The organism is Sulfobacillus harzensis, assembly GCF_012933365.1.
Lineage (GTDB): Bacteria > Bacillota > Sulfobacillia > Sulfobacillales > Sulfobacillaceae > Sulfobacillus_B > Sulfobacillus_B harzensis.
The window spans coordinates 1-24,156 of the sequence record NZ_JABBVZ010000016.1; the positions used below are offsets into that span (position 1 = coordinate 1).

Annotated in this window: 24 protein-coding genes and 2 pseudogenes; 14 read left to right on the forward strand and 12 right to left on the reverse strand. The window is 60.2% G+C overall.

The genetic code is table 11. The features are described from left to right. The first annotated feature begins 103 nt into the window (after positions 1–103). The 3 genes from HIJ39_RS06675 (at position 104) to HIJ39_RS06685 (ending at position 3,816) form a co-directional block, all read left to right on the forward strand. On the forward strand, positions 104–829 hold the full coding sequence (locus HIJ39_RS06675; RefSeq protein WP_169097985.1) for a reverse transcriptase domain-containing protein: 726 nt from the start codon (positions 104–106) through the stop codon (positions 827–829). Between the two features lie 958 nt (positions 830–1,787). After that, positions 1,788–2,165 carry a CAP domain-containing protein gene (locus HIJ39_RS06680; RefSeq protein WP_169097987.1) on the forward strand — a complete coding sequence of 126 codons (378 nt, stop codon included), beginning with the start codon at positions 1,788–1,790 and terminating at the stop codon, positions 2,163–2,165. 1,282 nt (positions 2,166–3,447) lie between these two features. Further along, positions 3,448–3,816: a hypothetical protein gene (locus HIJ39_RS06685; protein ID WP_169097990.1), complete on the forward strand. Its 369-nt coding sequence runs from the start codon at positions 3,448–3,450 to the stop codon at positions 3,814–3,816. Positions 3,817–4,730: 914 nt separating this feature from the next. Here HIJ39_RS06685 and HIJ39_RS06690 read toward each other — a convergent pair. Continuing rightward, complete coding sequence (locus HIJ39_RS06690) at positions 4,731–4,991, reverse strand: hypothetical protein (protein ID WP_169097992.1); 261 nt, start codon at positions 4,989–4,991, stop codon at positions 4,731–4,733. 1,455 nt (positions 4,992–6,446) lie between these two features. On the opposite strand from HIJ39_RS06690, the pseudogene HIJ39_RS25405 reads away from it, so the two are divergent. The 5 genes and pseudogenes from HIJ39_RS25405 to HIJ39_RS06715 all read left to right on the forward strand — a co-directional run. After that, a pseudogene (locus tag HIJ39_RS25405) lies at positions 6,447–7,754 on the forward strand (spore germination protein); the annotation flags it as partial. Positions 7,755–7,919: 165 nt separating this feature from the next. Then, positions 7,920–8,636, forward strand: a complete 717-nt coding sequence (locus HIJ39_RS25410) for a Ger(x)C family spore germination protein (RefSeq protein ID WP_476718340.1) — start codon at positions 7,920–7,922, stop codon at positions 8,634–8,636. After that, positions 8,637–8,987, forward strand: a complete 351-nt coding sequence (locus HIJ39_RS06705) for a hypothetical protein (protein WP_169097998.1) — start codon at positions 8,637–8,639, stop codon at positions 8,985–8,987. Further along, positions 8,984–9,337: a hypothetical protein gene (locus HIJ39_RS06710; RefSeq protein WP_169098000.1), complete on the forward strand. Its 354-nt coding sequence runs from the start codon at positions 8,984–8,986 to the stop codon at positions 9,335–9,337. The genes HIJ39_RS06705 and HIJ39_RS06710 overlap by 4 nt, the downstream gene beginning before the upstream one ends. After that, the gene (locus HIJ39_RS06715) at positions 9,280–10,032 is read left to right on the forward strand and encodes a hypothetical protein (RefSeq protein ID WP_169098002.1); all 753 of its coding nucleotides are present in this window, start codon (positions 9,280–9,282) and stop codon (positions 10,030–10,032) included. The genes HIJ39_RS06710 and HIJ39_RS06715 overlap by 58 nt, the downstream gene beginning before the upstream one ends. Positions 10,033–10,257: 225 nt before the next feature. Here the strand turns inward: HIJ39_RS06715 and HIJ39_RS06720 are convergent, their stop codons facing one another. The 6 genes from HIJ39_RS06720 to HIJ39_RS06740 all read right to left on the reverse strand — a co-directional run bounded on the left by HIJ39_RS06720 (position 10,258) and on the right by HIJ39_RS06740 (position 15,117). Next, positions 10,258–11,796 carry an ISL3 family transposase gene (locus HIJ39_RS06720; RefSeq protein ID WP_169098004.1) on the reverse strand — a complete coding sequence of 513 codons (1,539 nt, stop codon included), beginning with the start codon at positions 11,794–11,796 and terminating at the stop codon, positions 10,258–10,260. Between the two features lie 316 nt (positions 11,797–12,112). Beyond that, the gene (locus tag HIJ39_RS25100; protein ID WP_420824563.1) at positions 12,113–12,784 is read right to left on the reverse strand and encodes an ATP-binding protein; all 672 of its coding nucleotides are present in this window, start codon (positions 12,782–12,784) and stop codon (positions 12,113–12,115) included. Between the two features lie 518 nt (positions 12,785–13,302). Continuing rightward, on the reverse strand, positions 13,303–13,665 hold the full coding sequence (locus HIJ39_RS06730) for an RNA-guided endonuclease TnpB family protein (protein ID WP_275107276.1): 363 nt from the start codon (positions 13,663–13,665) through the stop codon (positions 13,303–13,305). A gap of 60 nt (positions 13,666–13,725) precedes the next feature. After that, positions 13,726–14,265: an RNA-guided endonuclease InsQ/TnpB family protein gene (locus HIJ39_RS23660; protein ID WP_207711524.1), complete on the reverse strand. Its 540-nt coding sequence runs from the start codon at positions 14,263–14,265 to the stop codon at positions 13,726–13,728. Beyond that, positions 14,234–14,491 (reverse strand): helix-turn-helix domain-containing protein, encoded by a 258-nt coding sequence (locus HIJ39_RS06735; protein WP_207711525.1) that lies wholly within the window; start codon positions 14,489–14,491, stop codon positions 14,234–14,236. Before HIJ39_RS06735 ends, HIJ39_RS23660 begins: the two co-directional genes overlap by 32 nt. After that, positions 14,488–15,117, reverse strand: coding sequence for an IS607 family transposase (locus HIJ39_RS06740; RefSeq protein WP_169098008.1), 630 nt, complete (start codon positions 15,115–15,117; stop codon positions 14,488–14,490). The genes HIJ39_RS06735 and HIJ39_RS06740 overlap by 4 nt, the downstream gene beginning before the upstream one ends. Positions 15,118–16,361: 1,244 nt before the next feature. Between HIJ39_RS06740 and HIJ39_RS06745 the strand changes: the two genes are divergently transcribed. Both HIJ39_RS06745 and istA read left to right on the forward strand, forming a co-directional pair. After that, positions 16,362–16,928 carry a hypothetical protein gene (locus HIJ39_RS06745; protein WP_169098010.1) on the forward strand — a complete coding sequence of 189 codons (567 nt, stop codon included), beginning with the start codon at positions 16,362–16,364 and terminating at the stop codon, positions 16,926–16,928. A gap of 632 nt (positions 16,929–17,560) precedes the next feature. Further along, complete coding sequence (gene istA, locus HIJ39_RS06750) at positions 17,561–18,745, forward strand: IS21 family transposase (protein WP_169098011.1); 1,185 nt, start codon at positions 17,561–17,563, stop codon at positions 18,743–18,745. Between the two features lie 110 nt (positions 18,746–18,855). Here the strand turns inward: istA and HIJ39_RS06755 are convergent, their stop codons facing one another. From HIJ39_RS06755 to HIJ39_RS06775, 5 genes are all read right to left on the reverse strand, one after another. Continuing rightward, the gene (locus tag HIJ39_RS06755; protein ID WP_169098013.1) at positions 18,856–19,071 is read right to left on the reverse strand and encodes a hypothetical protein; all 216 of its coding nucleotides are present in this window, start codon (positions 19,069–19,071) and stop codon (positions 18,856–18,858) included. 309 nt (positions 19,072–19,380) lie between these two features. Then, positions 19,381–19,881 carry a hypothetical protein gene (locus HIJ39_RS06760; RefSeq protein WP_169098015.1) on the reverse strand — a complete coding sequence of 167 codons (501 nt, stop codon included), beginning with the start codon at positions 19,879–19,881 and terminating at the stop codon, positions 19,381–19,383. A 691-nt stretch (positions 19,882–20,572) separates the two neighbouring features. After that, a complete protein-coding gene (locus HIJ39_RS06765) occupies positions 20,573–20,734 on the reverse strand; it encodes a hypothetical protein (protein ID WP_169098017.1) in 162 nt (53 codons plus the stop codon). Beyond that, entirely contained in the window at positions 20,734–21,372 is a 639-nt protein-coding gene (locus HIJ39_RS06770) for an ExeA family protein (protein WP_169098019.1), read from the reverse strand. Before HIJ39_RS06770 ends, HIJ39_RS06765 begins: the two co-directional genes overlap by 1 nt. Positions 21,373–21,488: 116 nt before the next feature. Next, positions 21,489–21,824, reverse strand: a complete 336-nt coding sequence (locus HIJ39_RS06775) for a Mu transposase C-terminal domain-containing protein (RefSeq protein WP_243239403.1) — start codon at positions 21,822–21,824, stop codon at positions 21,489–21,491. Between the two features lie 132 nt (positions 21,825–21,956). Here HIJ39_RS06775 and HIJ39_RS06780 point away from each other — a divergent pair, with 132 nt between their 5' ends. The 4 genes and pseudogenes from HIJ39_RS06780 to HIJ39_RS06790 all read left to right on the forward strand — a co-directional run bounded on the left by HIJ39_RS06780 (position 21,957) and on the right by HIJ39_RS06790 (position 23,366). Continuing rightward, positions 21,957–22,439: a transposase family protein gene (locus tag HIJ39_RS06780; RefSeq protein WP_169098021.1), complete on the forward strand. Its 483-nt coding sequence runs from the start codon at positions 21,957–21,959 to the stop codon at positions 22,437–22,439. 15 nt (positions 22,440–22,454) lie between these two features. Further along, positions 22,455–22,680, forward strand: a pseudogene (locus tag HIJ39_RS25105) (transposase); the annotation flags it as partial. A gap of 47 nt (positions 22,681–22,727) precedes the next feature. Next, on the forward strand, positions 22,728–22,976 hold the full coding sequence (locus tag HIJ39_RS24050) for a hypothetical protein (protein ID WP_243239404.1): 249 nt from the start codon (positions 22,728–22,730) through the stop codon (positions 22,974–22,976). A gap of 15 nt (positions 22,977–22,991) precedes the next feature. Then, positions 22,992–23,366 carry a transposase gene (locus HIJ39_RS06790; RefSeq protein WP_169098023.1) on the forward strand — a complete coding sequence of 125 codons (375 nt, stop codon included), beginning with the start codon at positions 22,992–22,994 and terminating at the stop codon, positions 23,364–23,366. The last annotated feature ends 790 nt before the right edge of the window (positions 23,367–24,156 follow it).

Consider the following 24,156-nt stretch of genomic DNA (forward strand, 5'->3'; position numbering starts at 1 on the left):
AGCGTGGCCCACAACCTCTTGAAGCAAGCGACCCTCGCTTACTAGGAGCGAGGGTCACTTGACTTTCATCAGGGTCCACCCCAGTCACCCGTGCGGGTGACTATTGGGACAGCCCCACCGAAGGAGCACCGCAGGTGGGCCAGCTTCGCCCATACTAGCGAACATCTACCTGCACTATGTGCTCGACCTCTGGTTCGCCCGGGTTGTCCAACCCCGGTGCCGCGGAGAAGCCCACTTGGTCCGATTTGCGGATGATTTCGTGGTGCTCTTCGAGGACGCGCGGGATGCCCACTGGTTTGCCATGGTCTTTCCTCAACGCTTGGCGAAGTTTTCGCTAGAGGTGGCCGAGGAGAAAGCGCGTCTGCTTCCATTTGGACGGCGCATCTGGGCGCACACGAAATCACAGCCCCGCACACGGGCGACGTTTGACTTTCTGGGGTTCCGGCACGTGATGGGCACATCACGGAAGGGCAACTTTCGGCTTGTCCGAATCCCGACGCCGAAGAGCGTCCGGAAATTCTACCTCGCCACGAAACAGTGGATTCAGGCCAATCGCCATGCGCCGCCCGCGCTACAGCAACAGGAACTGACCCAACGACTCCGCGGGTTCTACCAGTACTTTGGATACGGCACCGCACTGCCGGTGTTGGCCCGCGTGCGACTGGCCATCTATCGTGCGTGGTGGCAATCGTTGCGACGCCGGAGCCAGCGTAGCCCCCGCGCATGGACGGACTGGGCCGCGAAACCGTGGATCCACCTTCCATCGCCTCGGGTGACGCAACCGACAGGAAACTTACGGGTGAGTGTTTTGGGGAGCCGGATGCGTTAATTGCGCACGTCCGGTTCTGAGGGGGTTCGCGGCCCAAGAGAAACTCGCCATGACGGCCAAGCCTCAAGGCCGCGTTCTACCTACTCGACGGAACTGGTTTGTGAGGGACTGCACGTCCTGGCGCGCTTGAGCTTGGGGGTGTCGGTCCCTCGTCGAGGTTAGAAAGGAGGTATATCGGCATGGATCCCCGCTCGCACCATGTTACACTCACATGGTCTTCCGACGATGTATCGGGAGCCGCTAATGCGCCGGTGATCGTCCGAGAGGCGCGGTTAACTCTACGTACCGTGCCGTGCCCGAATCGGAAGCGGCGTGGTCAGGTGTCCACCTAATCGCCATTTTATGGGATCTGGGACAAGTTCCGCAAACGCCTAAGGTGGACCGCGCGACACGGTGTTTGTTCCTGGACTTGCCACCTGAGGGCTCTATTTCCGGATTCGTGTCTGGGCGATTTTGGCTAATAATTGGATACAGGCCATCACCACCTAATTGTTATGAAAGGACGTGCTTTATGTTTAGCGGTGTTACCATCTCCGGGCTCCTAACCTCCGTCGTGCTGCCATTGACTTTGACAAACGCGGTGCCAACGACCGTCTCCAGTCACTCACCAATTTACCCTATTAATACCGGGGCAGTCGTGACAAGCTCGCCACGGCCATCCAGTGGGCAACTGTCCTCTAACGCCGCGCAAATGGCGATGACCCTCCCCATTCAATCGCCTGGAATTATCGGAACATGGACATTCTCACCATGGCCAGGCAGTTCTATGACCTTGCTGCAGCCACCGATGCTTTATCCAAGGGGTTATGGACAGTCGTCTTCTGGGAACACGGGAAGTTCATCTCGAATCACTGAGTCATCCCCGTCTAATCAACCATCGCATGGAGCCGTTGCGGAAAGTTCAGGGGCCGGAACAACCGTAGGCCAAAGCCAGCCCCTTATCCAAGACATTCAACAATTGGTCGACCTAACCAATCAGGATCGGGCACAGAACGGGCTTCCCCCACTCGCCGTGAACCAGCAATTGGCCACCTTAGCCCAAGAACGCGCCACAGCGATGGCCGTTGATGGTTACTACACTCATGATTCCCCAATTTATGGATGGGCCTATCAGATGGAGCAAAAGGCGGGTATCCACGCAGTGTGGATGGGGGCGGAGAACATTGCAGAAGTATCGAGCGTCAGCAAGGCCAATGCCGAATTCATGGCAAGCCCCCCGCACCGAGCAAACATCCTTGATCCGAATGAGACCCAAATCGGCATTGGAATCGCCAACTTGCCGAACATGCCGGGATATATCGTGATTAGTGAGCTATTCCTAGGACCCAGTTGGTAAAGACACCGATGCATCTCCCTTTGCATAGATTGAAGAAAACAACCTATGCAAGGGGAGACCAATATGCCCACTTTCAACCCAACGACCCCACTCTGTGGTCTTAGTGTTGCCATCCATTACCCGTCGGAACTGTCCGATCAGGCCCAATACCTAGGCACCGTTTTGTCCGAATGGGGGGCGCAAATTACCACGAACATCTCACCCATGGGGGTTGTCATCTCATTGCAGGCGTCACAGGCGGGTGCCCACATAACCGCACCACTCCCGTATTCTCGACATGGTCTACTCGCCCGCATTATCGCTCAGCAACTGAACATTCCTTGGAGCACTGGTTGGGTCTGGTCGCCGTCCTGCCCTACCATCCGAGTCTCCGGATTCGCCGAGCACATGGTCATGCCGCTAGCCAAAGGGCTCCTCTTATGGTATGCGATCGAGAAATCTCCGAACCCCGACGCCCTAGCAGTTGCCGCGGCCGTTGGCACATCGGGAACTGCTTCTCACATACGCCCGACGAGGGAATCCTTGACCACCGCCGGTCCTCTGGGCAACTTAGTACCTCACGAGAAATTCTCCTCGAGTGAACGCGCCCTGCCAGCTGAACAGGCCCAAGCGCAAATCGAGAAGGTAACCCTAGACACACCGCCCCACCAACCAATCGATCCTCAGCAACGCGACCCCGTTTTGGCGAGCACGGCGGAATCCTCATCGGGAGCGTCCACGGTACTGAGCGATCACTTTCGTTCTGCGTTGACCATCCTGTCACCTGGACCGTTGAATGGACCCCCACCTCAATCACCGGATCCCGCCCCTCAACCTGGAATCGAGCAACAGCGGGCGCGCCGATACCTTCCCCATGGTGTGTGGATGGGCGCCAAACCAGAAACCCCAAGTGCTACTTCTAGCTTGATGTTGCGCTCTTCACCGGGGGCCAATCAGGATGACCACCAGCATGCCGCGGCATCCATTTCGTCGCCGACGACAACCCCTCCACCTGCTAACCGCACACTAGCACCCCGCGTCAACAACTCGACACGCTTGTATCCACCGACATTCCGTGCGGCACGGTATAAGTCGAGTTCCAAACCGATAAGTCCCCCGGAGCAGTCAAGCTCAGGACGCGGGTGACACTAAGAGACCTTGTGCCCCGGGAGCGGGAGCCATATTTTCGTAGGCAAATTCAGCCATCACCGGAAGAGTTATGTAACCAAAATCCAAAACGACACATAGGGTGCTAATGGAAACGCGCTGACAGCGCGCCCTACCCAAGAAGGAGGAATTCACCATGGCGGACCAGGATTGTGTGACCTGTATCCTAGCCGACCAAGTGTATGATAGCTGTTCACAAGTGGTTGCGGTTACCGGGACGTCGACCTGCGCGGCAACGGCAAGTGCCGCCGCCTGCGTTGGAGCCCCGTCGTGCACCTTGTTTGGCACCCCAACGCCAGTCGGCAACAACGATTACTCGGTAACGGTTCAAGTGACTCAACCCGCGACTTACAACTGCGATGGCGTGGCCACGCCCGTTGACCTGGTGGGATACGCAACGTGTGTGTTGTCCGTTCCGACCGGGCTGAACGCGGCGGACGTGGCTGCCTGCTTTGCCTTCACGCCCCTGATCAATGGTGTGTTCCCGACTGTGGCATTACGCTGAACCAATCGGGCACCACCGTTGTGTTGACTGCCCAGGTGTGTGTAGAAATCAAGATCATTGTTATGGTGCAGCTACAGGTCATCACCTTAGGACCGTGTGTGATCCCACCCGGCCCCCAGACGGAGTGCCCTGTTGGCCCCTTCCTGCCCCCATTAACACGAGGCTAACCGTTCACGACTGGGCGTACTGGCTCCCGGAATTTCTTTTGGATACAGGGAGCTACGTCTGTTTTTGCAATCGAGTTAGAGACAGAAATCGGGGGCTATCTGACATCGTCGACCTAACTAGCTTCTGCCGAAAAAACCAACCGCTTCTGAACCTTGAAAGCCCCTATTATCGAATTTATCCGACGACCAAACCATCAAAATTCGAAGGGGGGATCCCGATAAGCAGGTATTCGCGCCGGTGGATGTGAGTTCCCGCTTCGAGAAGTCAATGCAACAATATGACAATGATCAATTGGACTTCTTGACGGACGAAATGTTCACCTACACTGGGCCAGACCTCAAAAACACAAGCGTGCCCCCTGCCATTTGCACAGCAAGGGGGCCGAGCACCCATCCCAGTTCCGCCACGGCTCGATAATGGGTTTCAGCAGTGACATGGAGGTGTAGTGCTCTCTCCAAGTGGGGGCGGATTCCGATCCGCTGGGAAAGGATGAGTGTACTCTACACTATGCCTCGAAAGACCTTTTGGGAGCCGAAGTGTAGCCGAATGCAGATTATCAATTCCCACCTCCGTGCGACACGGACTCCTATATGCCGGATACTCAAGTATGTATAGATGCTGGGGGGTATGATATTCACGTTAGTGGCTGCCGAGAGATGGACTGTGAAGAATTCGGCTATGCCCCATTCGGGATTTCCGGCAATTCTGCTCTGATGACACGGGTACTTCAGCCACCTTCTACAACGTCAATGGATACGGGCACTGGGCCAGGAGGGGGGCATGAATCCCGGTTGCTGGGATCCCAAGGGATTCGACCGCAATAGCCGGTTGCGCTCTTCATGGCCGCCGCGCGGCTCCGGCTTCCACGTGCTCTCGAATCCAATACCCGGCGCCTGGCGATCTAGCAGGTGCCAGATTCGCCGCCCTACCAACTGTAGGGTCTGGGCATCGACACGATGGCGAAGAATCTGGCAACCGCTCCCGGCGCACTCTGGAATCCTGCCCATTGGATTGTCCTCGACATCTACAAGCGGTAGCCGATTGTCGATAACCCCTTACTGTGGGCACAACATAACGTGCGGACGGCTTTTCCATCGCACCGAATGGCAATGGCCCAGAATATACGGGCTTCGGTGCCCTGTTGAGGTCGGATCTCGTCCTGATTAAGCTTGATCACGTGATGATTCACAGAGCCAATCACGACCCTTGAACTGGGCCGCATGCAAGACATGGTAGACTTGGTGCGGGCCCAACGGGCCATCGGAATGTGGCGGGTTTCAAGACCGTGGAGGAGTTTTGGGCATTAGAAGCGAGTAGCGCTCGCTTCATGCGACGCTATTTCTTAGGTAACCCCAACTAGAGCCTCGGGTTCGTTCCTGCGCCACCGCCCGAGCCCTTGTTGCAGACTAGAGATAGGGCGCGTTACACGCCCTTGAACCAAGTCTAAATTTCTCGCCAAAAGGAGGAGTCATTTCACCGCGCAGCGAATTTCACGCAGTAGAGAGGAAAGGAGATGCCGTCCGGATGTGTCCGACCTGCGCTGGATCCGGCGACTGCCCTACCTGTCATGGCTCCGGATATCTGGTCGCCGAGCGGAACGACGATAGGCCGCACTGGGAGTCGTGCCCCACGTGTTGGAACGTGCGCGAGCGCCAAAGCACCGGTCGATGTTCGACCTGCCATGGACTCGGAGAAACGATCGACTAGCGCCTCGGGTACCCGGCCATATCGGTCCCATCCGCTTCCGACCGTGCAGCCTCATGCGAGCACCTCGCATATTCGGCAAGGCCCCGTTGCTCACAACACCCCCTGAGGGCAGCCTTCGACACGGTTTGTATGGTACCCGCGCGCCGGACGCCTGATAATAGACCGGTGATTGAGAAAAATATCACACACGACGAGGTGAGGTCCATTGACTCCTGCCGACCAGCGGCTCGAAGCCGCCGAGTTCCCCCTATTGAGATGCCCGCATGTCTGCCGGGTCTGCCACGTCCCCTTCCCGTATCCATATCACGGGCGGTATCGGGCGGAGGAACTCCAACCCATCGATTACGTCTGCCGTCGTTGTCTCCCCACTTGGTACGCCGCATGGGCAAAGGCACACGGGTGGTTGTAAGCCGTTAACCCCGGGTAGAGACTCACAGCTGCCCGCACATGCCGTACGATCCGCACAGCCGACGCTTCGCCAAATCACCCCCTCGCTCCACTATCCGGCAGCGCGAATCTGGGCCCGCCCGTTGGAGCCCCACCGACACCCCGCAGGTACGCGCGAATAAGCCAGCCCCCGGTCGCGCACACTACCGCCCAAGAAAGGATGGAAGTGGATGGATGCCTGGCGCGCCCTCAGCGAGGATCTCCAGCGACTGCAGCAACGCCTGACCGGGTTAATCGCCAGTCTCACGGACGGGCCAACGACGCTCACCACCTACGTGCCGGACATGGATGCCGTCGCCGCCCGGGTCATGGCCCGCCTGGGGACCAGTCCTGATGTCATTGTTCGACGATTCCGCATCGGCGGGTCGCGCGCGGGCCTCGTGTGCTATTTCGATAACCTAGTGGATGTGAGCATCATCGACCGCGATATCCTGCGGCCCGTGCTGCAAGGCGCGGACCCCGTACAAGACGGGTTGCCCGTGAGCCATGCCAGCGCTACGCAGGACTGGGAGACGCTCATCACGGGCATCCTGGCGGGGCAAACGGCGGTGTGCCTCGAGGACCTCCCCGAGGTCTGGCTGGTGGATACCGTCAAGCTGCCGCAGCGGAGCATCGAGCGCCCGCAGACAGAAATGGCCATTCGCGGGCCGCAGGAAGCCTTTAACGAGGTGTTGGCGACATAGTTGAGCCAACTGCGCCGGCAGCTCGCGACGCCCCACCTGGTGTTCGATCAATTGACCGTCGGCACACGGTATCCGGTCTCGGTCGTGATCGCCTATCTGGACGATGTCGTCAATCCGGCCCTCCGGGACGCCGTCCGGGCCCGAGTCACCCGGATTCGCGCCGAGACCGTCGTGAACAGCACGCTGGTGGCGAGCTATCTCCGCGATCACCCTGGCACCCTCTTTCCGACCGTCCGCAACTCGGAACGCGTGGATCTAGTGGTGTGGCAATTGCTCAGCGGCAAAGTGGCCGTGTTGGTCGACGGCGACCCCTTTGTGTTGTGGGGCCCGGCGACGGTCTGCGATTTCTATCACACCTCAGAAGACTATACCAGTGCGTGGTATGATGCGTCCTTCATCCGGGCGATTCGGTGGCTGGCTTGGGCCTTCGGCGTCTATTTGCCCGCTCTCTACATTGCCTTAACGGAAGTGAATCCCGAGCTGGTGCCTCCCCCGCTCGTCATCTTAACCGCCGGCAGCCATCCCGGTCTGCCGTTTACCCCCATCGTCGAGGTCCTAGTCATGATTCTCATCATTGAAATCCTGCGCGAAGCCGCGTTGCGTCTCCCGAAGGCGCTGGGCACGACCATTGGCACGGTCGGCGCTATTGTGGTCGGCACGGCCGTCGTCAAGGCCGGTTTCGTCAGTCCCCAAATTATTGTGGTGATGACCCTCACCGCCCTGAGCTTCTTTACCGCCCCCAGCTATGACCTCACCGGAACCTGGCGGCTGGTCAGTTGGGTGATTCTGGTCTCCGCCTTTATCTACGGCGTCTACGGCATCGTCTTAGCGACCCTGGGCCTCACCATCAAACTCGTCACCGAAACCTCCTTCGGTGTGCCGTATCTGACCCCACTCGCGCCCTTTCGCCCCGTCGACTGGGTGGACACGCTTCGGCGCGCCCCTGGAGTGCGTTCACCGACCGTGCGACCACCGCCCGCAGTGGAATCCGCCACCCGACGAGGCCCCCGATCAGGTCGGCCTGCGCGCAGGCCAACTGGATACGCATCCTTGATGGGTGGGCGGCGGGCTATTCCCCGCATCGCGGTGCTGGGCGCGATGCTCCTGCTCCTTAGCGGCTGCTGGGACCAGCGTCCCGTGGAGGGACGGGTGCTCGTGGAAGCGGTCGGCGTTGCGCCCACGACACGCCCCGACACATGGGCTTGGACGTTTGTCTTTCCCAATCCCACGGAATCCGTCTCGAGCCTCAGTTCGCTGTCGCCATCCGATCAGATCTATGCGGTCACCGTATCAGCCGCCACCTGGACCGGAGCCTTGCTGAAAGCCCAAGAGCGGACGACGCGGGATCTGTATTTCGGGCAATTCCGCGTCCTCGCCATTTCACCGCGCCTCCCGGCCGCGAGTTGGGACCGCCTCATTAGCACCTTCAATCGCTCGGGGCGCGTCTTGAAGACGTTCTGGATTGTCGCGGGCCACCCCGCAGCGGCTGTCGTCGCCACCGCCCCCGTTAGCGAAGGGGCTCCCCTCTACGCGCTGTTCAAATTGCTCGCCTGTCATTGCCAACCCTATTTCTGGGCCCAGCGGGCGTGGCAAGTCTGGGACCGCCTCACGACGCCGGGTGTCAAGGCCCCTACCGTCCCCGTCATCACCGTGGCGGGGCCCCATGTCCTCAACACCGCGTTCGCCACCGTGGGCCCCCGCCGAGTGTCCATCTCGTCCGCCTGCACGTCGGCGGGCTGGGCCTATCTCACCCAGCACGTCGTGAAAGGCGGCCTGGTGGTGCGCACCCCCTGGGGCCTCGTGGGTCTGAATTAAGTGCGCGGCCGCAGCCGGACTCGCATTGTCGCGCGCGGCCGGATGGTGGTAGTCACCGACACCCTCGTCTACCGCGGGGCCCTCGAAGACCTGCCGCCAGGACTGGCGCTGACGACGCGCCAAAAGACCGAGAGCGCCCGGGACGCCAGTCGCACGATTGCCGCCTTGTGTGATGGGGCCCTCCAGACGGCGGACACGCAGCAGGTCGACCCGTTTGGCTGGCATCGGCAACAGCACTGGGCGCAGAACACGGCGGGCCGCCCCTGGCCAGCCCCCATTCGTTGGCAGCATTGGTCCGTGCACGTCATCGTGCACTTCCGCATCACCGGCGAAGGCGTCGCCCATTCATGACCCCCGAATCCCGCACGCTGAGCCCATGGCACTACGCGACCCTGCTGATCAGCGCCACCATTGGCAACATCCTCTTTGTCTGGCCGGGTCATGTCGTCAGCGCGGCCGGAGAAAACGCCGCGGCCAGTGTCCTGGTCATCGTGGCCGGGATCGGCGGGATTGGGCTCGTGCATCACGCATGGGTGCAGCAGCATCCCCCCCCCCTCGCGGGGGCGGCCCGCTTCGCGGTCATTGCTATCGCCGTCCCCGGGTTACCCATCGTAGGCGCTCAGCCAGATGTTTGCATACGTTCATGGTGCCGTTTCTCGGCATTGTCATGTGGGGCGCCGTCATCTCCCTCGATGGGCTAGGCCGGCTGACGCAACTGTGGGTCCCCCTCGGGGGGGCCCTGCTCGCCGGGGTCAGCAGCGTCGCCCTGGTCAATGCGAGCCATGGCCAGGCGCTGTGGCCGGGTCACCTCTACGTCATCCCGGCGATCCACGGGGTAGCCATTATGGCCTATCTCGCGGCCCCCGTGGCCCCGACGGTGGTCCTCCTCACGTCCCACATCAATGCCCCGGACCGCACCATCCGCCAGAGCTTCATGGCCGCCGCGGCCGTGATTGGCGTGACCTTGCTCGCGATTTATGCGCTCGTCATCTGCCTCTTGGGTCCCGATGCCATTCCCCATCTGCGCTGGCCGCTCGTCTACACCTTGGAGACCATTACACTGGACAGCACCTTCTTTGTCAGCCGCGTGGGCCTCGCCGTGATCTTCCTCTGGACCGCCGTGGTCGCCTTGGCGTTCAGCGTGCATCTCCGCCTCAGCCTGCAGGTCGTCCAGCAGGTCCGTCCCTCGCTCCCGCGATGGAGTCCCATCATCCTGGGGCTTGTCTACGCGATCGGCATTGGGGTGTTCCTGACCCCCACGGCCAGTAGTCACTGGATCGTGGATCGCATGGACCCCCTGGCGTGTGGCTATCTCGTGCTCGAAACCACCGGCTTGGGCCTCTGGATGGTCGTCCGCGCCGTCGGCCACCGGCGCCACCGCGGGATGAACTCCTAGCCCACGCCGCACCACAGCCCGAACTACCACTCAGACTCCTCCGCATGCCTGGCCATAAAGAATCGGTGCCCCTGTCAAGGCCAATTTGAAAATCGCCAAAAACGCCAACCGTGACTCCGCAGAAACGCCAATGGAAAATGGCTCTCCGGCACTTTTGCTGATGGATCCGTATGGGTCACGTCGAGATGCTCCCGGACCCCGAGCTTCCCCGAGGCCGACGTGACGTTAGCGTTGGTTGTGTAAGATACGAGCCCGTAGCAGGTCCAGGTGCGCTCGTCCATACATAATCCGCTTCAGACATTTGATCTGGTTATTGAATCCTTCGGTCATTCCTTGGCTCCACGTGTCCGTGAGACCCGCTTGGACGGCCGCTGTGTCCTCCATCAAACCTTTCGCAAACCTCACCAGTTCGGGAATGCCACTCGCGTGGGCCGCACGAATCCACGCGGCAAGCGCGGAGCCCTTTCGGTGCGTGAGCATTGTATGGAACAAGTGCACCAACGTCCATGCGCGGCGGTACTCCGGTGCGTCCGTCATCAACTCGGTTAAGGTCCCAGTGGCCTGGCGTGGCCAGCCGGTGTCAGACCCCAAAAACCATGTCGCCCACGTCCGCCGCGCAATGCGAACCGGCGGCATGGCCCGGCCGCGTTCTTGAGCCCGCCGCTGGCGGAGCCAGCGGGAAATCGTCGTCAGGCTCCCGTGGTACCCGGCCGTTTGCAGGGTCCGCAGAATTGGCTTAGCTTGCCGGATTCCCTTGGCCCACAGTCGCTCCAATTGCGGGACGAATGGATCGAGGAGATGGGGGTAAGTGGCACGCGGCGTACCTTCGGGCGGAGCCGAGGTTCGGAGGTACTTGGTGACGGTCTTCCGATCGAATCCCGTCCGGCGAGCAATCTCGGCCACCTTATACCCTCCGTGAGCAAGAGCTTGTACGGCGGCATACCGTTCTTGTTGATGCACGACCCCTTTCGGGGTCGACGGGAGATGGTGCGTAAGCGGCAGCGCGGGCGACCGCGGTCGGGGTGGCGGCGTGCGTGTCAGCAACTCATTAAAGGCGTCGCTGAGGTTTTTCAGCAGATGCCAGCGGTCGGCGACTTGGCGGGCTTGGGGAGCCCCGTCGCTGATCGCTTTGCCATAGCCACGGGCCCGATCACGGCTGACCACCTGAATCCCGGGATGTTGGTGCAACCAGCGGGTGACGGTCTCGAGTCCACGGTCTGGCAAAATCTCGATAATCCGATGCCGTTCCAGATCGACAACGACGGTCGCGTACGTATGTCCTTTTCGGATCGCCCAATCATCAATGCCCACCACTCGCGGCGCTTCCCAGCTCGGGTCTGCCGCCGTCCGTAAAATGCGAAGAATGGTGGTGGCGCTGACATCGCAGCCCTGGTCTAAAGCCACACGGGCGAGCGCCTCTGCACTGAGATGCCACCCCCATTGCTGAATCCACGCCGTCAACTCCGCCGAGCGCCGTCCGTAGGCGGGAACCCATGGATCGAGCCGTTCACAAAAGACCTGGTAGGCATAGGTCGGCGTGGAACACCAAAAGCGGCGGACATCCAACTGCACCTGAACGCGGAATCCGCGCCACGGAATATCGCTGACGGTCCGCCGATACCCACTTTGCACACGATGGGCCGGCTGCTGGCACCCGGGACACCGAACCGTGGGAACCGTACGCACGAAATGTAGGAGAATACGGGGGCCCTCGTCGCAGATTTCGACGCACCGGGAGCCGGGAATGTTTGGTAAAATGCGCATAGGACATGATCTCCTTTCGCGGGGTAGACATGTCCTATAATTCTTCCATTAACTGCCAAATCCTTCCTGATCAGCAAAAGTGCCGGAGAGCCTGGAAAATCATCATTTTGGCCAATTCGAAATCCCCAGGGAGTCCCCTGATGCGTGTAGGCTGTGCGGTATGGGTGCGGGCCCTTCGGCCATCGGACTGGCACTGTCCACGAGGGCACCGCTCCATCCGATGCGGGTCGCCCGGCCCCTGGGAGCGACCGGCCGACGATGCGGTCGCTCCCTGCCATGAGAAGCGTCGGGGTGTCAGTCGGGCAACGGGATACGGTTAGGAGGCGTCGACGGTGCGGGAAGCCGGCGGCACAAGGACCGTTCCCGCGGGGCTCACGCCCCGCTTTTTGTCGCGCAACCGGTACGAGTCGCCGCGGATGTTGACCACAGTCGAGCGGTGGAGCAGCCGATCCAAGATCGCCGTAGCCAACACGGCATCGCCGAAGACCTCTCCCCATTCGCTAAAGCTCTTGTTGGACGTCAGGATCATGCTGCCACGCTCGTACCGTGCGGACACCAAACGGAAAAAGAGGGTGGCGTCCAGCCGCTCCAACGGTAAATACCCCACCTCATCCACGCACAGCAATTTGGGGCGGGTATAAACCGCCAAGCGCGTAGCAAACCGGTTGTCATCCCACGCGCGGCGGAGATCGGCAAAAACCCATGCGGGCAGGGCTTTACGGGCTTCGTTGATGCAACTGTCGCAAATGCGGCCGCGAGACGTCCTTACTAGGACATGATGGGGCCCTCGTCTCTCACAAAACGTACAAAGGGTCACCAACCGCCCTAAGACCCCGGGTGCGGCTGGTATCACCGCCTCCGGAGGCTGGTTTTCCAACGTGGCGATGGCCATTTCAAGGCAATCGGCGCAGACCGTCCGGCCATTCTTGCGCCAGCTTGGCTGGACCACCGGAGACACCCCGCATAGAGTGCACGATTCCTTAGGCACGTTGTCCCTCATTCCGGCTTAAAACTCATACGCGTTGCCGCTGTATTCGGTCCCTCGTGTGCCTGACCCGCCCGGCCATACAAGTTGCCACTGAAGAGCATTTCGCCAATAACCCGGGGACGGTGAGGAATACGGATATAGACCGATGTCCAAGCCGGTAGTGTAGGATACATCCGTGGACGGCGGACCGTCTTCGGTGACCCACGACGAGGACGACTGTGAGCAGTTCGCGGTGATGGGACACCATTGGAGGTTGGGCTTCAAGCTAATCTCGGGCATGGTCTGGCTACAGTCCATGGACCCCCCAAAATCCATACTGGTCGCTGTCAATCCATTCATATTGACTTTCAGCGTCGACGTGATATTGCAACCTGACCGTTCTGATGGACTTACTCAAGTCTGATCATCACTGATCAACTCTAGCCATCTTCTTGCGTCATCGCGCCACCGCTTCTGAGGGCTTCCGCCGGTCGTCTACGGGAGGGCGCTCAGCAAGCTGTCACCGAGCCGTGCTGCCGTTAGGCAGAAACGGGTTGGGCGCTCCCAACCGAACTCTCGGCCACCTTTTGCAAATTGACCGCGGCGTTCACATCGCGGTCGTGCCGCGTGCGGCACTCGGGACACGTCCACTCCCGCACCGCGCGGGGCATTTTGGGCGTTTTGTATCCACACGACGAACACATTTTGCTACTGGGATACCACCGGCTCACCACGACGACCGTCTTTCCGCGTTGGGCTGCTTTGTATGTGAGGTGCCGACGGAATTCTGCAAAACCCATATCAGCAATCGCCCGGGCGAGCGGATGATTTTTGAGCATCCCGGCTACGTTCAGATCCTCAATGGCGATGACATCGTAGCGCCGCACGAGATCGGTGGTCAGTTGGTGTCACGCATCCGCCCGGATATTCGCAATTCGCGCATGGAGTCGCGCTATGCGGCGCTACGTCTTCTCCATATTGCGGGATCGGGGAACCCGCATCCCCTTGGGAATCGGTTGGCCGGGTGGAAGCCCGGCACGGACTTTGGCGGCCTCCATCTGGCGAGTGTATTGCTTCGACAATCGACGGAGGTGCTTCAACGCCGCAGCGTGCGCCTTTGGCCCGGCGATCTTCTCACCGCTAGAGAGCGTGGCCAATGCCGACACCCCGAGATCCACCCCGACCGTCGCGTGGTTTTGGCGGGGGACGATGGGCAGATCCGGGATTTCGACGGTGATGCTGAGAAACCAGCGGTCAGCGGTCCGCGAGAGGGTGCCGGACAACACGTTGCCAACAAACCGCAAGGGTTCGTGCATCCGCACCCACCCCAGCTTGGGGATGCGCACCCCCGTCCCTTTGATGGCAAACTGATCGTTGGTGAGGGAAAAGCTATCGTGGCGGCCCTTTTTCTTAAATGTCGGATAACCCCCCGTTCCGGCGAAGAAATTCCGGAACGCGCGACCCCAGTGGCTAATGGCCATCTGGGGCGCGTTTTTGGTCACGGCCTGCATCCACGGGAATTGGGCGCCTTTGATCGTGTTGAGGCGACGCCGCCAAGCGGCTTCCGAGGGCTGGGGTTGCGTGGGATCGGCTTTCCATGCGTCCATACTGCGCTTGCCATTCTGCCAGGGCCCAGTTGTAGGCAAATCGTGCGACGCCGGCGGCCTGACGAACGTACGTCTCTTGCCGGTTATTGGGATCCAACGCGATTTTATGCGCCACAATCACGACGACGCCTCCTCGACCGCGTGTTTCACGCCCTCCAACAATTTTTGGTTCTTTCGGGAGCGACTGCCGTAGAGCCGCGCTGAAAAGACGGTGATGATTTCGAGTACGTCCTGGGCTAAATCTTCTTCAAACGGGGTGTCCTCCCCTTGGTTCAGAATCACCACTTCCACGTGCTTCGCTTCGCAAATCGCGAAGACTAACTCGGCCCCAAATCGCACGAGGCGATCTTTGTGGGTAATCACCAATCGACTGACACGGTCCGCCAAAATGTCGTTCAGGAGTTTTGTGAGCCCCTTTTTATGGTAGTTCATCCCCGACCCCCGATCGGTGATCACCTCGAAGGTCCAGCCCTGTTGTGCACAGTACAATTCGAGCCCTTGTTTTTGGCGTTCCAGATCGGCCTTTTGGTCGTGGCTCGACACCCGGGCATACGCCACCGTCTTGCGCTCCCCATCCTGCTGACGAAACTGGTTGGGGCGCAATCGCGCGAGATCATAGCGGCGATACCCCCCAGCAGTCCGTTCATCCGGCATGAGTCGGCCTTCTTGTTCCCAACGCCGCAATGTGGAGGGGTTAACGCCCAAAAACTCTGCCGCTTCGCGGATTCCCACAAGTTTTCTGTTCATGGTTAAATGATACAACCATGAGCAATAATGAGCAAAGTTTTAGAGCACTGTTAAAACCCTGCCGACCCGGCTGGACGAGCCTGTAGGGTCGTGCCGGGACCCGGAGTTAAATATGTCGACGAGGACACGATCTTTGAGGTTGCCGTTTGCGTCGTGGCCGTCGTAGAGAGCGCCGCAGCGAAGGTCGCGCCGCCCGCCACCAACAGGAAACTCGTCATCAATGCAAACACTCATATTAACTTGCGCATTCAGAGCATCCTTTCGGAACAGCGATGCGTGAAACGTACAAGCTTACCCTATAAACTTTCTCCATGGGCGTATCATTTTCCTGTTTCTGCCTGGTAAAATCTGCCGTAGTGTATTCGACCACCACTCAACAGGCACGCACGGTCGTTCGCAGTGACGGTGCTTAGTGACAAAAATCCCGTCGCATGAGCTTCCCACCGGTTTCATGCATGCGCATTCAGAAAGGAGAGTTCTTGGGTTCTCTCGGTACAGACAGACGGCGGCGCAACCTACCCGTGGCGGCCGGCGTCTAGGGCATTGGTGTGGTGCTACCGTATCGCAGCCCCCTGAAGCCTGTCAAGACGGAAGCGCCGACAGGTGTGAGGGGCTCTGTCCATGTAGCCAGGACCCGCACGCCTATGACACCATCAAGTCCCCCCTGTGCTGCTTTGCGGTTGGTCACGTCTCCCTCCCTGCGTACATGGCAGGGTTCGCTAGCGTGATCGGGTGAAGCAAAGACCGTTCGAGAGGGAACCGACGGAAAAACTCGAAGACGATGAAAAGACCGGGAAACCTATCAAAATATTGAGGTAGGATGTGGGGCGATGTGTAGGTGCTCAACGGCCTGCCCTCGGCGGCGATAGACATTTCGGTGGCGCGGTACAGTACTCGGTGCCAATGCAAGGGGAGGTGGCCTGCAGAGAGAGTTGAGTCACTCCAGCGATGCCAGCCGAGGTCGTATCGAGATGTTCCTGGAGGCTCCGAAACCCGATAATAGCTGCCTACAGCTGCTTCACCACCTCCTTGATCAGGTTTGAGCGTCAGATACGCGAGCGCGTCCTCGTTCGATCTCACACGGCGGGTCGTGACCCCCTGATTGGATGAGCACCAGACCTTTCGAGCCGTGGCGCTGGTTTTCGGCTTGCCGGGACATGGCGTCGTGCATGGAATGGCCTAATGGAACCCTTCGGCAAGACTGTCATATAGTGGAAGCAAATCTGCATAGGGAGGTTTTGTATATGAGTGCGAGCGTTATCTGTCCACCTTTTCTTGCCGCGCCCTCCCGTTTTTTCGCTCCGCAGCTGGTCTCGACAGAGCCGTGGGCCTTAGCACGACAGGGGTTAGTGTTTCAGGCGTCAACCGGTGACGTCGACGTTCCTGTGAATGGCGGAAAGCTATTCTTAGTCCTTCAGAACCCGGGAGGATCCGGAAAGCTACTACAGGTTTTCGGAGTTGGAGCTAATCAATATTCCATCTTTTCCGACTTGTTCGCCCAAAACAATCCGACATTCTCGACTCCGCTCACGCCGGTGACCATCCAAAGCACAAACTCGGCCGAGACGCTCTCGTCTGTAGCCCAAGCCTACATGGTCACAGAGACTCCCCCGCCATCTACTCCGCCGGATGGCGTCCTGCTGGCGCGAAACCTTGCGGCTGCATCCTGGGTCACTAATAACTTTGTGCCTGGCTTGTGGGTCATACCGCCGGGTACTGCCATGGCGTTTGTTATTTACTTTTACGCGAGCACTTCCGCGTACGACCTTGGTGCCATTTCCCTAATTTGGGGAGAGGTCCCGATCCTGTAAGTTGACAGGATTGCACGATGCGAGGGTGGGTTCGTCCCACACCTTAGTCGCCTTCGCGACCAGCCAGCCTCATCCCTACTTTCTCTAGGTAAGACTTTCTCTAGTCAACCTGAGGGGAAGATGTGCGACGGCGATCACGTTTTCTTATACGAGTCGGCGGGAGACCGCGTACGAGCCGACCGCATCGAGAATGTTCGGCGAACGGACGGTATTTCTGAAGAGAGATTGGGCTGGCGAATGCGATAGGGTGCGGGGCTAGACGCGGGACAAAAAACCCTCCAGACACCGACCCGTCTTTGGCATGTACCAATTTACTGAAGAAGGAGCGTGGGGGTCGTGAGGCGGCGGCCTCATGCCGCCCCGCGTGTCCCTCTGCCTGGCGGTGAGCCCCACGGGCTCGCCGAGCCGGTGCCGGAGGGGCTGTTGCGGCCAACTTTAAAATCCCCAATAACGACAATCACACTTCGCCAAAAGGGCCAACCTAAAGTCGCCAAAACGGCCAACGGAAAATCCCCATTTTGGCCAAGAAGATGTCGCCATCCATTCCGTCGCAGCAGGATCGCGGCCCTCCGCGCGAGAATCGCTGGAAGCCACCCTGTGGTACATCCTGTCGATTGCGGAGGAGAGGTTCCATGCGGCAATTGGGGAGAGATGAACGATTGGCCATTTATGATGCGTTGCAAGACGGACAATCCGTGTCCCACATCCATCGGGAGACGGGCCACGACCGGAAAACCATTCGCGACATTCGCGATGCGGGCGACCCGCGCCAGCGGACTAGCCCTCCGCCGGCCTCGGCGCGGCCGCGCCTCCTTGAACCCTATGAAGAGTATATCCGAGAACGCGTCCGAGCGGGTTGCGTCAACACCGCGATGTTGCTGGACGAGATTCGGCTACGGGGCTATACCGGGGGCCGGAGTACCCTCAAGAACTTCGTACACCCTTTGCGTCCCACGGGGGTGCCTGAGCCCGTGCAGCGGTATGAGACACCCCCAGGACGGCAAGCCCAATGTGATTGGGCCCATTTTGGCCGGCTCGAATATCCGGACGGCACCGTCCGGCCGCTGTGGATCTTTATCCTGACCTTGAGCTATTCTCGGTGTCTATACATCGAGTTCGTCCACGACACCCGTCAAGACACGCTCTTTACCTGCTTGGAGCATGCGTTTGCCACGTTCGGCGGCGTGCCCACCGAGATCCTGTCGGACAATATGACCCCCATGGTCGTCGCCCATCCGGTCGACGGCCCCGTCTTATGGCATCCGCGCTTTGCCGCCTTTGCCGCGTTTCATGGGTTCACGCCCAAGGCCGCCCGCCCCTATCGGGGTCAAACCAAAGGCAAGGTGGAACGGCCTGTGCGCTATGTCCGGGACAACTTCTGGCCGCGGGTGCAGCGCATCGAAGGGCTGGATGACCTGAATCATCAGGTCGTAACCTGGGTGCGCACGGTGGCCGATGTCCGGGTCCATGGCACCATCCATGAGCGCCCGACCGATCGCCGCGCAGCGGATGTGGCGGGCTGTACGCCCTGGTCCGGAGCCCATCGCTTCTGGTATGGGGAGGAGTTGGTGCGTCGCGTGCACACCGATGGGTATGTGCGGTGGGCGGGCCACGCCTGGGCCGTTGGCTATGACTGGATCGGGCAGCAGGTCGTCGTGCAACGACGTCCGGGTGGGGGTGTCGTAATTCGGGTGGGGGATCGCATCCTGCATGAGTATCCCGCCCCGGTCCATCCCCATACCGTGGTCGGGTCCCCGGGCCCCTTGCCCACACCGTCTCGGACCCGGACGGGTCCACGTCGGGTGCTCAGTGGATGAAGCGTGGTGGGCCCTGCAGGGGCTCCAGGCGGACGGCTCCTGCCCGGTGAATTGGCACGCCGGCGATAAACTCCTGGAAGCCCACGAACGCTAACAGGAAAACTCGCGGCTCAAGAGCTGTCATTGCATCGTCGGACGTGGTGTGGGGCGGCGGCAGAATCGGGGGACCGCAACCACCGTGCCATCAGGGCTTCGGTCTCCTGAATACAACACCAGTTCCACCACAACTGACGGAAGGCCTCCCGGTCTTCGGCTAAGGCAGCCGCCACGAGTTGGGTGACCGTTTGCTCGCGGAGCCGCTCCCACGAATTCTGTCGTGTGCGCATAGCGTGTGCCCCTTTCTCCCTGTTAGTTTGGGCATTCGCGGCTCGTTTTATGGGGGCCGTGGGGTTCCGTACACCAAATCTCATAAAAAGAGTCTCGTAACACAGTACTCCGCGGATCAGGGCCAGGATTTGCCGTCAACTTTAGATGCCGCCTTTGGGTGGGACCCGGGTCCTTGGTTAACGGGTGGAACGGTCAGCGCCCGTTCGAACTTGCCCCCTAAAAGAACACGCCCAGGCCGGGCACCAAAAGAGCCCGCCTCGCGGATGCGACGCGGACCCTTCCGGATTCTGATCAAGCCCCGTCGCGGGCTAGCTCTTCTGGTTTGCGAGTAGCTCCTGGACTTCCCGAAGCGTCTTGTGGCGATCACCGTGATGGTCATCGAGGAGTAGCAAGAGAATGAGTTGCAATTGCCACTGCCATTGGGTCTGCCACTGGTCTTGGTACTGGTGCTGGGCCTGAAGCTGGGCTACCACTTGGGCCAGCAGTTGATGAAGCTCCTGCCATTGAGCCTGGGCTTGGGTTTGCCACTGGGCCATCAGTTGGAGTTGGCCTTGCACTTGCCACTGGCTCTGTGATTCGGCTTGACCTTGGATGTTGAGTTGGATCGCTCCCCCGTGGCCGTCAGGCGGCTTGATGTGAATATCGCGCGAACCGGACCCCGGCTCGGGGCCGTCTCCGACGGACACCGCGCCGATCGGTAAGGAGTCTCTCCGACGGTTATCGGTCTTTGAATCTATGGGCTGTGCGTTCTCGGTCTTCACGTCCGGGCCGCCCTTTGAACCCGGGAGCCACGCCTCGTCTTTGCTCACAGTGTTCTCCCTCCTGTTTTGCTATTAATTTCACCCAGCTACCGTCCCGCGACGGCTGAGGTCACTGTCGTTTCCCCGTGATACCGTATGCAGTGTTCCAGAATATGGTTCCTGCGCCGATCTCTCGCCCCACCTTGCCGGGTTCACGGGTGGTCGATCCACTCCTGGGGTAGAGTGGAGGATTGACGGGCAATCGCTCAAGCGACGTCTCACGCCGGTCCCCGGTCCACGCGTGCAGGATCCATTGTTTGAGCATAGGACCGAGCCTTGCCGAGAAGGCAATATACAACGACACCGCCCCCCGAAACCGTGAGGCGCTATCCAATCGGTGTTAACTGAGCGGCCTTATGCCGGGTCCCGTGCCATAGCCGCCAGAGGCGCGTCCCGTCATTGTATGGGTGGCGGGCCCTTCGGCCACCGGACTGGGGCTGTCAACGAGCGCGTCGCTCCGCCCGATGTGGAATCATCACCCGGCCCGTGAGGGCGACCGGCCAGGCGGTCGCCCCCTGCCATGAGAAGTGTCGGCGTCGGGGTGCCGGTCGGGCAGCGTGATACCGCCGTTAGTGCTGGCGCTAACGCTTCTTGGCAGCACTGCCGCTCAATGCCAACGCGTTTAGCCCCCAAGGTTATGCTAAGGCCGTTGGCACCAGACCCCCTGCCCACACGGGAGGAGGTCTAGTGACGGTCGGGGTCAGTTGCTGTCGCGCCGATCGGCAATGACCTGTTGCATGTGTGATTCATACACGATCTCTGCATGGGCCGCGGCCCAGAGCGCTTGGACGGCGAACAGATTGATGAGCCGCAGGATGCCCTGGGTTTGTGCGTAGAGTACGCTCAGCGCCGTAGGAGCCATCAACGGATGGGTCGTGCCCGCAAGTTGACAATGATGCGCGACATAGACCTGGGTTTCAGACTCGGAGTGCCGCCCAAGTGATAGCGCAAGGCAATGCGTTGCTGAATCGGGTTAAAGTATCGCAGGCGGAGTTGGGCCCGCAAGTCGGGTTGTCCAACCAAGATGCACGCGAAGGGCGTGACGGCGTCCGTTTGGGTATTGGCGATGAACCGAAGGTCTTGGAGCATGGTGGCCGGAAGATTTTGGGCCTCGTCAATGATCAGGACCGGCACTTTATGCTGTTGGTCAAAGAGGTCGGTCATGAGCGCCATGAATTGCCGACGCGCTTGCGAGCGCGGAAAACAGGGCGTCATGCCGAAGGCGTCGAGCACCAACGAGTAAAAATCAAACGGCGTGAGCTGGGATTCGGCACAGTAGACCACGGGATGCCGATGCGGATCTAAACCGGCGGCTAGCCGCCGGACGGCACTCGATTTTCCCGATCTAATTTCCCCGGTCACGAGCCCCAGGGCTCGGGTTTCCACCATGATGGCGAGCCGGGCTTGCAATTTCTGAAAGCCGCTGTGCGGGAAGTATTCCGTGGGATCGAGCTCTTTGCTGAACGGTTCCCGGGTAAAGCCAAAATAGCCTTTAACCATGGAGTGGATCCTCCTTCATAGTCGACGAGTCGAGGGGACTGGGTGGCATAGCGAATACGGGCTTGCTGCTTGTTGGGTGCGAGCCGCCTGCTGTTCTTGGGCCAAAGTCAGATAGTTCAAACCGGTCGGCGGCGCCGGCGACGGGGATTCCGGGTGGGGACCTCGCGATAGCGATGATGCTGAAGCACGAGCGGCGTCGCATCGGAATAGATTTGACCCTGATATTCGCAATGGGTGATGGTCAGATCGTAGGGATCATACCGCACCGTTAGGGTCTTGCGTGCCAGCCGGGCATCCACTTCGTATCGATTGCCGGCCAATTGGATGACGCCGGTTTTGTCCGCCTTGCGGGTCTCCTGCCACAGGAAGCTGCCACGCTCAAACCCCTGCGGACAACAAACGGAAAAACAGTGTGGCGTCCAGCCGCTCCAACGGCAAATACCCCACCTCATCCACGCACAGCAATTATGGGCGGGTATAAACCGCCAAGCGCGTAGCAAACCGAGGCTCTTGCACACTTTTGGTGAAAGAGGAATATTGGCAACAAATGTCAAATGGACATGCCGCCTTTCGGAGGTGTGAACATGTCCTTGTTTAGTATACCAGAGTGCGGGATGCGCGTGACGTTGGTGCGGGGGACGGACCAACCCGTCCAGGTCGTGGTCGAATCGGTGGCGCATCGGACCCCCTGTCCCGCGTGTGGGCAGTGGAGCGCCCAGATCCATAGCCAATATACGCGCCACCTGCAGGAACTTCCCGTCGGGTCGTTGACGGTCACCGTGGAACTATGGGCGCACCGATTTGTCTGCCCGACACCCACGTGTTCCCAGCACATTTTTTGCGAGCGGGTCCCCTCGGCGTCACCCCAGCAACGACGCACCGCCCCGTGCACGGCGCGGCTCTTAACCTGGGCCTGGGATATGACCGCAGTCGCCACGTGCCAGGCGACCGCAGCGGAAGGGATGGCTGTCAGCCGGTCGACCATTAATCGGCTCCTCGTGCGTACTGCGGTCGCCCCCCGGATGCGACGACCGGACGGCGGCGTTGACCATCATCGGCGTGGATGATTAGGTGTGGAACAAGGGGCGCGCTACGGGACCCTGGTCGTTGATTTGACCACCCATCGTCCGGTGGCGGTGTTGCCGGATCGCACCGCCGAGACACTGGCGACCTGGCTGCGTCAGCACCCCAGCATTTAGGTCGTTTCGCGCGATCGGGGAGGCCCGTATGCCAAGGGCGCCCGCGAGGGGGCCCCCCAAGCCCAGCAAGTCGCCGATCGGTTTCATTTGCTCAAAAATTGGGGTGACCGAGTGGCCTCCGTCATCGGAACCTGGCATCCGCCCATGGGGATTCCTATGGATCCACAAGAAATGCCGGAGCGGGCCGACGCTGTTGTGCCGCCTACCACCTCGCCGCAAAAGCACCAGCGCTGGGAAGCAGTGCATCGGCTGAATGCCCAAAGATGGTCCGTCTCCGCGATTGCCAACTCTCTGCATTGCGATCGGGAGACGGTCCGTAAGGATCTCGCGGCGGAAATCGCCGCGGGCCCCCCGATCCCCGGACTTCGGCCCCAGTCGGCTGAGGATATGCTCGGCATATTATAGCAAGGCGATCGTCACATGACCGCGCAGGCCTTGTGGGAGGCCGCCTTCCAACAAGGCTATACGAAATCTGTGGAGACCGTCCCACGCTGGCTGTGCCGCCGTCGTGGCCGAGTGAACCGAGGGCAGCGCATTCCCCGTCACGCCACGGGGACCTTGAGTGCGCGGATCCATGAGGATCCACCCTACCGGCTGGCGTGGACGCTCACGCGCCACTTTCAAACCTTGGTGATCCATCAGCGCGGCGAGACGGCCTTAGCAACATGGTGCCGCGCCGCAGAAGCGAGTGGGGTGCCGGTCTTTCCGCGATTTGCAGAAACCCTCCGCGCGGACTGGGATGCGGTGGTGGCGGCATTTCCCTTCCGTGGAGCCAAGGCCCGGTGGCAGGGTTGAACAATCGGACCAAGACGCTCAAGCGGATGATGTATGGTCGGGGCCCGCTTTCCGTTGTTGAGCGCCCGGATTTTGCATCGGTAACGCGTCGAGGCCCGCCGCGCTCGGGCATTGGCATGGTCTCGAACGAGGGGAATGGACATGGGGCTCGTGCACCCTCACGGTTCGAGCACGCCATGGCCCAGCGCCACCAAAAGTGTGCAAGAGCCGCTTCAGGTTTGTCCTTTTGGCGAAGTGTGGTTGTCGTTATTGGCGATTTTAAAGTTGGCCCCAACAACTGGCTGAGGAAAAGGCGCGACTCATTCCCGTTGGACGGCACCACTGGCACGCGGACCAGCGCTATCCGCATCACTTCGACTTTCTCGGGTTCCGGCACTACCTCAGCCACGACCGGCACGGTCGGATGGCCGTCGTGCGGTTGCCGAGCCCGAAAAGCCGGCAGAAATTCCTGCTCGACATCAAACAATGGTTACGGGTCCACCAACATGACCACCCCCGTGCGAAAGCGCGGGTATTGCACGCTAAGTTGCGGAGATTCTATCAATACTTCGACCTGCTGCATACAACAGCGGCATTGGGACGGCTGGGGTGTGCGGTCCAGTGGTACTGGGACCGGTCGTTGTGTCGCCGCAGTCAGCAACGGAAACTCACGTGGACGCGCTGACACGGCGCCCATGGTTTGTCCTTCCGCGTCCACGAGTGGTCCATCCGATGGTGTAACGTATGTGAAATCGGGGAGTCGGATGCGTGAATTGCGCACGTCCGGTTCTACGGCAAAGAGGGCGCCCAA